Source organism: Nocardia sp. bgisy134 (assembly GCF_057708325.1).
In genome coordinates, this window is sequence record NZ_JBYIRW010000028.1 from 1 (window position 1) to 13,334 (window position 13,334).

Annotated in this window: 9 protein-coding genes; all 9 read left to right on the forward strand. The window is 71.0% G+C overall.

The genetic code is table 11. From position 1 onward, the window contains the following. Window positions 1-5 precede the first annotated feature (5 nt). Window positions 6-1,850: a peptidoglycan D,D-transpeptidase FtsI family protein gene (locus tag AC3ERS_RS33550; RefSeq protein ID WP_431972231.1), complete on the forward strand. Its 1,845-nt coding sequence runs from the start codon at window positions 6-8 to the stop codon at window positions 1,848-1,850. Window positions 1,851-1,992: 142 nt separating this feature from the next. Beyond that, window positions 1,993-3,567, forward strand: a complete 1,575-nt coding sequence (locus AC3ERS_RS33555) for a UDP-N-acetylmuramoyl-L-alanyl-D-glutamate--2,6-diaminopimelate ligase (RefSeq protein WP_431972176.1) — start codon at window positions 1,993-1,995, stop codon at window positions 3,565-3,567. Window positions 3,568-3,643: 76 nt separating this feature from the next. Continuing rightward, window positions 3,644-5,236 carry a UDP-N-acetylmuramoyl-tripeptide--D-alanyl-D-alanine ligase gene (locus AC3ERS_RS33560; RefSeq protein ID WP_431972177.1) on the forward strand — a complete coding sequence of 531 codons (1,593 nt, stop codon included), beginning with the start codon at window positions 3,644-3,646 and terminating at the stop codon, window positions 5,234-5,236. Window positions 5,237-5,472: 236 nt separating this feature from the next. Further along, complete coding sequence (gene mraY / locus AC3ERS_RS33565; RefSeq protein WP_357453617.1) at window positions 5,473-6,549, forward strand: phospho-N-acetylmuramoyl-pentapeptide-transferase; 1,077 nt, start codon at window positions 5,473-5,475, stop codon at window positions 6,547-6,549. A 49-nt stretch (window positions 6,550-6,598) separates the two neighbouring features. After that, window positions 6,599-8,041, forward strand: coding sequence for a UDP-N-acetylmuramoyl-L-alanine--D-glutamate ligase (gene murD, locus AC3ERS_RS33570; RefSeq protein WP_431972178.1), 1,443 nt, complete (start codon window positions 6,599-6,601; stop codon window positions 8,039-8,041). Continuing rightward, window positions 8,038-9,546 (forward strand): putative lipid II flippase FtsW, encoded by a 1,509-nt coding sequence (ftsW, locus tag AC3ERS_RS33575; protein WP_431972179.1) that lies wholly within the window; start codon window positions 8,038-8,040, stop codon window positions 9,544-9,546. Before murD ends, ftsW begins: the two co-directional genes overlap by 4 nt. A gap of 44 nt (window positions 9,547-9,590) precedes the next feature. Then, window positions 9,591-10,754 carry an undecaprenyldiphospho-muramoylpentapeptide beta-N-acetylglucosaminyltransferase gene (gene murG, locus AC3ERS_RS33580; protein ID WP_431972180.1) on the forward strand — a complete coding sequence of 388 codons (1,164 nt, stop codon included), beginning with the start codon at window positions 9,591-9,593 and terminating at the stop codon, window positions 10,752-10,754. Then, window positions 10,751-12,238 (forward strand): UDP-N-acetylmuramate--L-alanine ligase, encoded by a 1,488-nt coding sequence (gene murC / locus AC3ERS_RS33585; RefSeq protein WP_431972181.1) that lies wholly within the window; start codon window positions 10,751-10,753, stop codon window positions 12,236-12,238. Before murG ends, murC begins: the two co-directional genes overlap by 4 nt. A gap of 6 nt (window positions 12,239-12,244) precedes the next feature. Then, window positions 12,245-12,991 (forward strand): cell division protein FtsQ/DivIB, encoded by a 747-nt coding sequence (locus tag AC3ERS_RS33590; RefSeq protein ID WP_431972182.1) that lies wholly within the window; start codon window positions 12,245-12,247, stop codon window positions 12,989-12,991. Window positions 12,992-13,334 lie beyond the last annotated feature (343 nt).

The window sequence follows — 13,334 nt, forward strand, 5'->3', positions numbered from 1 at the left end:
GGCCGGTGGCATCAGGGACCGCGAGATCGCGCACGGCCGCCGAGCGCCCGGTGCGGTTGCGGCTGGGGGTCGGCCGGATCGTCATGCTGGTCGCGCTGGCCGTCGTCGCGCTCCAATTGCTGTGGATCCAGAGCATTTCCGCGCCGGGCCTGTCCGCGCAGGCGGCCAGCCAGCGCATCGTCCGGCTGACCGACGAGGCCACCCGCGGCCCGATCACCGACCGCAACGGCAAATCGCTGGCCTTCACGGTGTCCGCGAAATCGCTGCACTTCCAACCCGTCCAGGTGCGCAAGACTCTCGAGGCCGCCCGCGCCGAGAGCACCAAGGCGCCCGATCCGGACGAGCGGCTGCGGGCGATCGCGAAGAAGATCCACGACAAGCTCGGCAACAAGGCGCCCACCGAGGCGGAACTGCTCGCCAAGCTGCGCAGCGAAGAGACCTTCGTCTATCTGGCGCGCAATGTGGACTCGCGGATCGCCGCCGAGATCACCGTGGAGTTCCCCGAGGTCGGCGCCGAGCGCCAGGACGTGCGCGAATACCCGGGCGGATCGCTGGCAGCCAATATGATCGGCGCGACCGGATGGGACGGGCACGGCCTGATCGGCCTGGAATCCTCGCTGGACTCGGTGCTCGCGGGTACCGACGGCTCGCACACCTACGACCGCGGTTCGGACGGCGCCGTCATTCCCGGCAGCTGGCGCGACAAGCAGCCCGCCGTGAACGGCAACGGCGTGGAACTCACCCTCGACTCCGACCTGCAGTATTACGTGCAGCAGCAGGTGCAGCAGGCCAGGCAGCAGTCCGGCGCGCAGGGCGCCTCGGCCGTGGTGCTGGACGCCAGGACAGGCCAAGTGCTCGCCATGGCCAACGACAGCACCTTCAATCCGACGCTGGGCCCGCAGAACTGGGGCTCGGCCAAGACCAGCAACCCGTCGGTGAGCGACCCGTTCGAACCCGGCTCGGTGAACAAGATCGTCACCGCGGCCGCGGCCATCGAATACGGGCTCACCACTCCCGACGAGGTGCACCAGGTGCCCGGCTCGATCCGGATGGCGGGCGTCACGGTCGGCGACGCGTGGAACCACGATGTCGCGCCCTACACGACCACGGGCATCTTCGCGAAGTCGTCCAACGTCGGCACCCTGATGCTCGCCCAGCGCGTCGGCGAGGACCGCTACGCGGACATGCTGCACCGCTTCGGTCTCGGCCAGCGCACCGGCGTCGGCCTGCCGGGCGAGTCCGCGGGGCAGGTGCCGTCGCGCGACCAGTGGTCCGGCGGCACTTTCGCCAATCTGCCCATCGGACAGGGTCTTTCGATGTCCACCTTGCAGATGACGGGAATGTACCAGGCCATCGCCAACGATGGCCTGCGTGTCCCGCCGCGCATCGTGAAGGCCAAGATCGCACCGGACGGCACCCGCACCGAGGAGCCGCAGCCGGACGGCATCCGGGTGGTGAGCCCGCAGACCGCGCAGACGTTGCGCCACATGTTCCAGGCGGTGGTGCAGCGCGATCCGATGAACGCCGAACAGAACGGCACCGGCTGGCCCGCCGCGATCGAGGGCTACCGGATCGCAGGCAAGACGGGCACCGCGCAGAAGATCGATCCGGACTGCAAGTGCTACTCCAGCGACAGCTACTGGATCACCTTCGCGGGCATGGCGCCCGCCGACAACCCGCGGTACGTGATCGGCATGATGCTCGACAACCCGGTGCGCAGCTCCGACGGCACCGGCGGCCAGTCGGCCGCGCCGCTGTTCCACAACATCGCGTCGTGGGCGCTGCAGCGTGATCGAATACCGCCGACGACCGCACCGGCGCAGAAGTTCGTCCTGCAGGCTGGTGTGTGATTCCGGCTTGTCGAATCGTCGTATTTCCGCGCTCCGGCGCGGCAACACCGAGGCGCGTTGTTCGCCGATGAGTCCGCGTCGGTAACCTGACTCGTCACCATAGTCCGTGCTGTCCACACATGCCCTGTCCGAGAGGAGCGAGGTGCCCGCGCAGTCCAGCCAGCCCGTGTTGCGGCCGGTCGACCCGCCGTCGACACCGCTGACCACCGTGCTGGAGCTGACCGGCGCCCGCCCGTCGGCGACGGTGCCCGGCGATCTGGTGGTCACCGGGATCGAGCAACGTTCGAACGCGGTGCGTCCCGGCGATCTGTTCGCCGCGCTGCCCGGCTCGCAGTCGCACGGCGCGCGCTTCGCAGGCGATGCCGTCGCCCGCGGCGCGGTGGCCGTGTTCACCGACGCCGAGGGCGCGCGGCTGGCCGGGGAGCTCGGCGTGCCGGTACTGGTGCGCGAGCGGCCGCGCGAGGTGCTCGGCGAGCTCTCCGCGGCGCTGTACGGCAACCCGTCGGAGCGGCTGCGCATCGTCGGCATCACCGGCACCTCGGGCAAGACCACGACCTCGTATCTGGTGGAGGCCGGGCTGGCCGCGGGCGGCCTGTCGACGGCGCTGATCGGCACCATCGAGACCAGGATCGGCGGCCGCCGGGTGCCGAGCGCGCTGACCACCCCCGAGGCGCCGCAGCTGCACGCGATGTTCGCGCTCATGGTCGAGCAGGGCGTGGACGCGGTGGTGATGGAGGTGTCCAGCCACGCGCTGGCGCTCGGCCGGGTCGACGGCGTGCGCTTCGCGGTGGGCGCGTTCACCAACCTGTCTCAGGATCACCTCGACTTCCACGCCGATTTCGAGGACTACTTCGGCGCCAAGCGCAGGCTTTTCGACCCGGCGTCGGCCGTCTCCGCCCGTACCTCGGTGATCTGCGTCGACGACGACTGGGGCCGCCGCCTCGCCGCGAGCTTGGCCGCGCCGACCACCGTCGCGACCACCGGGCCCGCGGACTGGCACGTGGCGGGCGCGGTCGCCGCGCACGGCGGCGAGCAGCGGTTCACCGCCGCCGGGCCGGACGCGAATGTCGATGTGCGGCTGCGTCTTCCCGGCCGCTACAACGTCGCCAACGCGCTGCTCGCGGTGGCCGTGTGCGCCGCGGCGGGCGTCGATCCCGCCGTGGCCGCGCCCGCGCTGGGCTCCGTCGACGTGCCGGGCCGGATGCAGCGCGTCGAGCGCGGTCAGGACTTCCTCGCGGTGGTGGACTACGCCCACAAGCCGGCCGCGCTGGAATCGGTGATCGCCACGCTGCGCGTCCACCTGGCCGCCGACAATCCGGTCGCGCCCGGTCGGTTGGCCGTGGTGGTCGGTGCGGGCGGCGACCGCGACGCGGGCAAGCGACCGTTGATGGGCGAGGTCGCGGCCAGGGGAGCGGACCTGCTGATCATCACCGACGACAACCCGCGCTCCGAGGCGCCCGCCGAGATCCGGGCGGCGATCGCCGGGGGCGCGCTGGCCGTGCCCGCCGACGAGCGCGGCGAGGTCCGCGAGATAGGCGACCGCGCCGCGGCCATCGCCGCCGCGGTGGACTGGGCCAGGCCCGGCGACGCGGTGCTGATCGCGGGCAAGGGCCACGAAGCGGGCCAGGAGATCCAGGGCGTGAAACATCCATTCGACGACCGCGATGTCGTGGCGGACGCCTTGTCGCGCAAGGTGGCCGCGGAGGCGCGGGCATGAACTTTCAGGCGGCACAGCATGTTCAGCGAGCACAGCGAAGTCCGTACGGGACGGACGCGGAGGACTTGACGGTTTCATGATCGAGATGACACTGCGGGAGATCGCGGACGTCGTCGGCGGCACGCTGCACGACGTCCCCGACCCGGAGGTGCGAGTGACCGGTTCGGTGGAATTCGATTCGCGCCGAATCGGTTCCGGTGATCTGTTCCTCGCCCTGCCGGGCGAGCGGGCCGACGGACACGAATACGCGGCGGCCGCGGTGGCCGCGGGCGCGGCGGCGGTGCTCGCCGCGCGCCCGGTCGGTGTGCCCGCCATCGTGGTGACTCCGAGCCCGGGCACGGTGCCCGCGACTTCCGTTGCGCTGATCCATGATTCGGACGGCTCCGGCGCCGCGGTGCTGGCCGCGTTGGCCGCACTGGCCCGCGCCAGCGTCGAACGGCTCACCGCGGCGGGAGCGACGGCCCCGGAGGCGGTAGCGGAGCGTGACCACGGAGGGGCCCGCGAGCGCCGCCAATCGGACACCGCGGCCGGTGGCCTGACTGTCGTCGGGGTCACCGGGTCCTCCGGCAAGACCTCGACCAAGGATCTGCTGGCCGCGGTGCTCGAGCCGCTCGGCCCGGTCGTCGCGCCGCCCGGATCGTTCAACAACGAACTCGGTCATCCATGGACCGCGCTGCGCGCCGACGAGAAGACGCGCTTCCTGGTGCTGGAGCTCTCCGCGCGCGGGCCCGGCCACATCGCGGCGCTCGCCGCGGTGGCGCCGCCGAGCATCGGCGTCATGCTCAATGTCGGCACGGCACATCTCGGCGAGTTCGGCAGCCGCGAGGCCATCGCGCAGACCAAGGGCGAACTCGTCGAGGCGCTGCCCGCGACCGGTCTCGCCGTGCTCAACGCCGACGACCCGCAGGTGGCGGCGATGGCCGCACGCACGCGCGCCAAGGTGGTGCTGGTCGGCCAGGCGGGCAATGCCGACATCAGGGCCACCGACGTGCGCCTCGACGCCGAGGCGCGCGCCCACTTCACGCTGCACACCCCGGCGGGCAGCACGCCGATCCAGCTGGCCGTGCACGGCGAGCACCACGTGGGCAACGCGCTCTCCGCCGCCGCGGTCGCACTGGCCTGCGGCGCCGATCTGGCCACGATCGCGCAGGCGCTCTCGGGCGCCCAGCGGGTCTCGGAGCGCCGGATGGACGTGCGCACCACCGCCGACGGCGTCACCGTCGTCAACGACTCCTACAACGCCAACCCCGACTCGGTGCGCGCCGCGCTCAAGGCGCTGGTGACGATGTCGCGCGCCGGCGAGACGCCGCGGCGCAGCTGGGCCGTGCTGGGCGAAATGGCCGAGCTCGGCGAGGAATCCGTGCTCGAGCACGACGGCATCGGCAGGCTCGCGGTGCGCCTCGACGTGGATCGCCTCATCGTCGTCGGCACCGGAAGGCCCTCCCGCGCGATGCACCAGGGAGCGGTGATGGAAGGCTCATGGGGCGAGGAGTCGGTCCTCGTGCCCGATATCGGCGCGGCCATCGCGCTGCTCGACGACGAGGTCGAGGCGGGCGATGTGGTGCTGGTCAAGGCGTCGAAGTCGGTCGGCCTCTGGGCGGTCGCCGAACACTTGACCGGCGCGGAACGTGCCGCGGGGCGCGACGGCAGCGCGGAGGCAGGGCAGTGAGCGAGCGGAGCGAGCGAGCCATGGGGACAACGGCCATCGGCCGTACGACGGTGCCGAGCGTCAGCGAGGTGCTGGCGTGAGCGAGCGGAGCGAGCGAGCCATGGGCACAGCGGCCATCGGCCGAACGGCGGCGGCGAGCGTCAGCGAGGTGCTGGCGTGAGCGAGCGGAGCGAGCGAGCCATGGGCACAGCGGCCATCGGCCGAACGGCGGCGGCGAGCGTCAGCGAGGTGCTGGCGTGAGGCAGATTCTGTTCGCGGCGGCGATCGCCCTCGCGGTGTCGATTCTGTTGACTCCGCTGCTGATCCAGTTCTTCGCCAAGCAGGGCTTCGGTCAGGAGATCCGGGTCGACGGCCCGGCCAGCCACCAAGCCAAGCGCGGCACGCCGACCATGGGCGGGGTCGCCATCCTGATCGGTATGTGGGCCGGTTACCTCGGCTCGCACCTGATCGGCATCGGCTACGACGCCGAGGGGCCGACCGCGTCGGGCATGCTCGTCCTCGGATTGGCCACGGCGCTGGGCGCGGTCGGCTTCACCGACGACTTCATCAAGCTGCGCAAGCAGCGCAATCTCGGCCTCACCGCCGCGGGCAAGTACATCGGGCAGCTCACCTCGGCGGTGATCTTCGGTGTGCTCGCGCTCCAGTTCCGCGGCGAGAACGGCCTGACGCCCGCCAGCCGCCACCTGTCCTATGTGCGCGACATCAACACGGTGTCGGCCGGGGTGATCATCTTTCTGGCGTTCGTCTGCTTCGTGGTCGTGGCGTGGTCCAACGTCGTGAACCTCACCGACGGCCTGGACGGACTGGCCGCGGGATCGATGAGCCTGGTGCTCGGCGGCTACGTGATCATCACGTTCTGGCAGTACTACCACGCGTGCGCGACCAAGCCCGAGACCGGTTGCTACAACGTGCGCGACCCGCTGGACCTGGCGCTGGTCTGCGCGGCAGGCGCCGCGGCGTGCATCGGCTTCCTGTGGTGGAACGCCGCGCCCGCCAAGATCTTCATGGGCGACACCGGATCGCTGGCGCTCGGCGGTCTGCTCGCAGGCATCTCCATCACCACCAGGACCGAGTTGCTCATGATCGTGATGGGCGCCCTGTTCGTGGCCGAGGGCGTGTCCGTGGTGTTGCAGGTGGCGGTCTTCCGCACCACCCGCAATCGATTGTTCAAGATGGCGCCGTTCCATCACCACTTCGAGCTCAGCAAATGGGCCGAGACGACTGTGATCATTCGGTTCTGGCTCTTGGCCGCCATGGCCTCGGCAGTCGGCCTCGGTCTGTTCTACAGCGAATACCTCTCCGCGGTCGGGTGAACTAGCGATGGTCGAACATTCTCCGCGGGCCCTTCGATCTCCGGGGCCCATGCTCGAATTCCTGCGTGGCCGTGACGTGCTCGTCGCGGGCTGGGGCGTCTCCGGTCGCTCGCTGGTGGAACCGCTGCGCGATATCGGCGCGCATCCGGTGGTCACCGACGCGGGTGCCAAGGCGCTCGCCGAGGCCGCCGAACTCGGCCTGGAAGTGGCCACCTGCGTGGATCTGGAATCCGCCGACCTGAGCCGCTTCGCGCTGGTCATCACCAGCCCGGGCTGGCGGCCGGACTCGCCGGTGCTGGTCTCCGCGGTCACCGAGGGCATCCCGGTGTGGGGCGACGTCGAATTCGCCTGGTGGGTCGACCAGGCCAGGATCTACGGCCCGGTGCGCAAGTGGCTGGTGGTGACCGGCACCAACGGCAAGACCACCACCACCCAGATGACCCACTCGATCCTGCGCGCCGCGGGCATCGCCAGCGTCGCCTGCGGCAATATCGGCACCCCGATCCTGGACGCGCTGCGCCGCAATCCCGGCCCGCAGGTGCTCGCCGTGGAACTGTCCTCGTTCCAGCTGCATTGGGCGCCCTCGGTCCGGCCGGAGGCGGGTGTGGTGCTGAATGTCGCCGAGGATCACCTGGATTGGCACGGCGGCCTCGACGCCTACGCGGCCGCCAAGGCTCGGGCGCTGGTCGGCCGGGTCGGCGTGGTCGGTCTGGACGATCCGGTGGCTGCCTCGCTCGCCCGTCGCTCCAAGGCCCGCCGCACCGTCGGCTTCCGCATCGGCGTGCCCGCCGACGGCGAGCTCGGCGTGGTGGACGGCAAACTGCTCGACCGCGCGTTCACCAAGGCGGCGATCCTGGCCGAGGTCGGCGACATCAGCCCGCAGGGGCCCGCCGGTATCGCCGACGCGCTCGCCGCGGCCGCGCTGACCAGGGCCATCGATGTGGCGCCGCAGTTCGTCAAGGAGGGACTGCAGGACCACAAGGTCGGCCCGCACCGGGCGGCCTTCGTGCGCGAGCTGGCAGGCGTCGAATTCGTCGACGACTCCAAGGCCACCAATCCGCACGCCGCGCGCTCCTCGATCCTGGCGCACTCGCAGGTCATCTGGATCGCGGGCGGCCAGCTCAAGGGCGCGGGTGTGGAGGACCTGGTCGAGGAGGTCGCCGACCGGCTCGTCGCGGCGGTGCTGATCGGGTCCGACGCGCCGGTGATCGCGGCCGCGTTGGCGCGACACGCGCCCGAGGTCCCCGTCGTCGAGGTGCGCGCGGGGGACGATGCTGTGATGGCTGACGACCCGTCCAGATCCGACAAGGCCGACGCGGTCATGGCGCAGGCCGTGCGCGTCGCCGCCGGATTCGCCCGCGCGGGAGACACCGTGCTGCTGGCTCCCGCGGCCGCATCCCTCGACATGTTCGCCGACTACACCCACCGCGGACGCAGTTTCGCCACCGCGGTGCACACGCTGGAAGACGGTGACATCGGGCGGCAGCTATGACGGAGACGACGCGGCGGCTGCGCGGTGCCAAGACCGAGCCGAAGGGCTCGCGTGGCGCGCAGGCGCCCGCGGCCCGGTTCGTGGCCTGGCTGGCGCGCCCGCTCGCGTCGTTCCATCTGATCGTCACCATCGCGACGCTGCTCACCGTGCTGGGGCTGGTGATGGTGCTCTCGGCCTCCAGCGTCGAGGCCTATGCCGAGCGCGGTTCGGCGTACTCGCTGTTCGTCCAGCAGGCCATGTTCGCCGCGCTCGGCTGCGTGCTGTTCTATCTCGCGCTGCGCATTCCGATACGCAGGCTGCGGCAGTGGTCGTTCCCGATGTTCGCGACGTCGGTGCTCGCGCTGGTGCTGGTGCTCATTCCCGGCATCGGCAGCGAGGTCCAGGGCTCGCGGCGCTGGTTCGACCTCGGTCCGGTGTCGGTGCAGCCCTCCGAGATCGTCAAGGTGACGTTCGTGGTGTGGGGCGCGCACCTGCTGGCCTCGCGCCGCTCGGAGAAGGCCACGCTGAAAGACCTTCTGGTGCCGCTGGTTCCGGCGGGCATGCTGGTGTGTCTGCTCGTGGTGCTAGAGCCCAACCTGTCCACCACCATCGCGCTCGGCATCGTGCTGGCCGCGCTGCTGTGGTTCGGCGGGCTGCCGGTGCGGCTGTTCGTCACCATCGCGGTGTCCGGCGTCGTCGCCGCGGGGGTGCTCGCGCTCTCCGCGGGCTACCGCTCGGATCGCATGCGCGCCTTCTTCAATCCCGGCGAGGACCCGCAGGGCATCGGCTACCAGGCGCGCCAGGCGCAGTACTCGCTGGCCGACGGCGGCATCTGGGGCCGCGGGCTCGGGCAGAGCCGAGCCAAGTGGAGCTATCTGCCGAACTCGCACAACGACTTCATCTTCGCCATCATCGGCGAGGAACTCGGGTTCCTCGGTTGCGCGCTGGTGCTCGGGCTTTTCGCGCTGTTCGTCTACACCGGCCTGCGCATCGCCAGCCGTTCGGTGGACCCGTTCCTGCGGCTGCTGACCGCGACGGCGACCACCTGGATCACCGCGCAGGCGCTGATCAACGTCGGGTACGTGGTCGGCCTGCTCCCGGTGACCGGTCTGCAGCTGCCGCTGGTCTCGGCGGGTGGCTCCTCGCTGGCCATCACGCTGTTGATGTTCGGCGTCATCGCCAACGCCGCCCGGCACGAGCCGGAGGCGGTGTCGGCGTTGCAGGCCGGGCAGGACGGGCGGTTCAGCCGCCTGCTGCGACTACCCAAACCCGAGGTCTACTCGCCCGCCAAGGCGGAGGCCGCCAGGGCGCGCAGCGCCGCCAAAGCCGCGGCGCAGCGGACCCGAACCGAACGACCCAGGCAATCCGACCGCTCGCGCCAGGCGCAGCCGCGGCGCGGGCAATCCGGCGCACCGGCTCGGCGCCGCTCGCCGGAGAGCAGGGGCACCAGTTCGCTGCGTGCCACCAGGGCCTGGGAGCCGAACTATCCGATGCCACACGCCAGAGAACGGGGAAGATCCAAGTGAGTGCACCGCGGCGCGAGCAACAGGCCCGGAGCAGACAGCCCAGCGTGACCACGGAGGGACCCGAGCGTGCTGCGAATCCAGCCCAGCGGTCCGCGAAGGGATCCGGACTCTCGGTGATCGTCGCGGGCGGTGGCACGGCAGGACACGTCGAGCCGGCCCTGGCCGTCGCCGATGCGCTGCGCCGCCTCGACGATTCGATCCGGGTGACAGCGCTGGGCACCGAACGCGGTCTGGAGACCAGGTTGGTGCCCGAGCGCGGTTACCCGCTCGAGCTGATCCCGCCGGTTCCGTTGCCGCGCAAGCCGACCGCGGATCTGCTGCGGCTGCCCGGCCGGGTGCGCGCGGCGGTGGCCAGGACTCGGGCCGTCGTCGACGCGGTGCAGGCCGACGTGATCATCGGCTTCGGCGGCTACGTCGCGTTGCCTGCCTACTTGGCCGCGGGCCGTGGGTTGCTGCGGCGCAGGCGCGCGGTGCCGGTCGTCGTGCACGAGGCCAACGCCAAGGCAGGCATCGCGAACAAGGTGGGCGCCCGCCGCGCCGCGCGCGTGCTCGCCGCGGTGCCGGATTCCGGGTTGCCGCACGCGGAGGTCGTCGGCATTCCGGTGCGCGCGGCCATCACCACGCTGGACCGCGCCGCGCTGCGCGCCGAAGCCCGCGCGCACTTCGGGCTGCCCGCCGAGGGACCCGTGCTGCTGGTGTTCGGCGGCTCGCAGGGCGCGCGCAGCCTGAACGAGGCGGTGTCGGCCGCCGCGCCGCAGCTGGCGGCGGCGGGCATCTCGGTGCTGCACGCGCACGGCCCGAAGAACACCGTGGAGGTCGCGGAGAGCGACGGCGCGGCCCGCTACGTGGCGGTGCCGTATCTGTCCAGGATGGATCTGGCCTACGCCGCCGCCGACGCGGTGGTGTGCCGGTCGGGCGCGATGACGGTCGCCGAAGTCTCCGCCGTCGGCCTGCCCGCCTTCTACGTGCCGCTGCCGCACGGCAATGGCGAACAGGAATTCAATGCCCGCCCCGTGGTAGCCCAGGGCGGTGGCAGAATTGTCCCCGACGCCGACCTGTCCCCGAAGTACGTGATCGACGAGGTGATACCGCTGCTCATGGACCCCGCAGGGCTGACCGAGATGGGCCGCGCCGCGTCTGGCGCCGGTCACCGCGACGCCGCCGACGAAGTGGCGCGGATCGTGGTGGAATTGGGGCGCGGCCGATGACCGACGAGCGTTCGGCGCTCCCGCCCGAACTGGAGCGGGTGCACATGGTCGGCATCGGCGGGGCCGGAATGTCCGGTATCGCCCGCATCCTGCTCTCCCGCGGCGGCGCGGTGTCGGGTTCGGACGCCAAGGAGAGCCGCGGCGTGCTCGCGCTGCGGGCTCGCGGCGCGCAGGTCCGCATCGGCCACGACGCGGGCGCGCTCGATCTGCTGCCCGGCGGCCCGACCGCGGTGGTGACCACCTACGCGGCCATCCCGAAGACCAATCCCGAACTGGTGGAAGCGAATCGGCGCGACATCCCGGTGCTGCTCCGCCCCGCCGTGCTGGCCTCGCTGATGCGGGGGCACCGCACCCTGCTCGTGTCGGGCACCCACGGCAAGACCTCGACGACCTCGATGCTGATCGTCTCGCTGCAGCACTGCGGCCTCGATCCGTCCTTCGCGGTCGGCGGTGAGCTGAACGAGGCGGGCACCAATGCCCACCACGGCACCGGCGACACCTTCGTGGCCGAGGCCGACGAGAGCGACGGCTCGCTGCTCCAATACGACCCCGACGTCGCGGTGGTCACCAACATCGAATCCGATCACCTCGACTTCTTCGGCTCCGACGCCGCCTACGTGCAGGTGTTCGACGACTTCGCCGACCGGCTCGGCGCGGGCGGACTGCTGGTGGTGTGCCTGGACGATCCCGGCTCGCGAGCGCTGGCCGAGCGGGTCGGTCCCCGCTTGGCGGACAAGGGCGTCCGGGTACTCGGCTACGGCTCCGGCGAACTCGCCGACGCGCTGGTCCCGGTCGGCGTGCGGCTGCACAGCTGGGAGCCGCGCGACGTGGGCGGGCTCGCTCAATTCCAGCTGTCCGACGAATCCGCGCCGCGCACCCTGCGGCTCTCGGTGCCGGGCAGGCATATGGCGCTCAACGCGCTGGCCGCGCTGCTCGCCGCGCGGGCCGCGGGCGCCGACGTCGACGAGATCGTCCAGGGGCTGGAAGGTTTCGGCGGTGTGCACCGGCGGTTCCAGTTCGTCGGCCGGGAGAACGGCGTGCGGGTCTTCGACGACTACGCGCACCATCCCACCGAGGTGCGCGCGGTGCTCGGCGCCGCGGCCGAACTGGTCCAGCAGGAGGCGCGCGACGGAGCGCGCTCGCGTCAGGGCCGGGTGATCGTGGTCTTCCAGCCGCACCTGTACAGCCGCACCGCGACCTTCGCGGAGGACTTCGGCGTGGCGCTGAGCCTGGCCGACGAGGTCGTCGTGCTCGACGTGTACGGCGCGCGCGAGAAGCCGCTGCCGGGTGTGAACGGCGCGCTGGTGGCCCAGTCCGTCACCAAACCCGTGCATTACCAACCGGATATGTCGCGGGTCGGCCGTCAGGTGGCCGGGCTGGCGCGGCCCGGCGACGTGGTGATCACCATGGGGGCGGGCGACGTCACCATGCTCGGCAGCCAGATTCTCGACGGGCTACGGGCGCGTCCCCAGTACGGGCGGTGAGCCGCGATGCGGCCGGGGGGTGAGCGGCGCGAGCGCCGGGCCGCGGGCTGGATCGATCGACTCGATCTGCTGCGGCGGCCCGGCGGTCCGGCCCGGCTGCGCCGGGTGCGGCTGTGGGGGTTGCTCGGCGGGTGCGTGTTCACCGCCGCGCTGTTGATCTTCTGGTTCACGCCTGTGCTCTCGGTGCGCACCGTCGATATCGATGGTCTGTCCGCGGTGCAGGAAGAGCAGGTGCGCGAGCGCCTCGAAATTCCCTCGGGCCGCTCGATGCTGCGCATCGATACCGACGCCATGGCACGACGGGTGGCGAGTATTCCGAAAGTGCGCTCCGCGCGGGTACAGCGGGTGTATCCGTCCACCGTCCGGGTGACCGTGGTGGAGCGGACGCCGGTGCTGTACTTCGAGAGTCCGGAAGGCGCGCATCTGGTGGACGCCGAAAGCGTCGAATTCGCCATCGAAGCCGCGCCCATCGGGGTGGCCGAGTTGATCACCGAACAGCCCGGCGGCGCCGATCCGGTCACCCGCGCCGCGGTCGCGGTGCTGACCGTGTTGCCGCCCGCCCTGAATATCCAGGTGGACGAGGTTGTCGCACGGTCGATTTCGGATATCTCGTTGAATCTGCACGACGGACGCACGGTACTCTGGGGCAGTGCGAACGATGCCGAACGCAAGGCGGCCGTGGTGTTGCCGCTGTTGACGCGGGAGGGAACGGTGTTCGACGTTTCGAGTCCGAATCTGGTCACGGTAAAGTGATCGACACCCATTGTGCCCAGCGAATTTTCGGGGGCGCTCTGCCAGAAGGCGCAGGGCCGCCGCCGGGATGGGGCTCGGGGGGCAACCGTCCAACCATACGGTGTGTGGAGTGGCGAACGAGAGGGATCACACAAGATTCTGTTACTCGTGTCGGCGCGCCTGCGCCCGTATCGCGGCGGCTGCGAATAGCGTTCCGCACCAGTCGGATACTTGACATAACGCTAACCCTGTGGTTGAGGTTTAGGGTTTGCCCGGCCGCGGATCGTGGAGTGAAACGGTCCCGGGCAAAACGACCGAGGGTGTCCCATAGCGAAATGTCCTGAATCCGAAAATGACAGGCTTT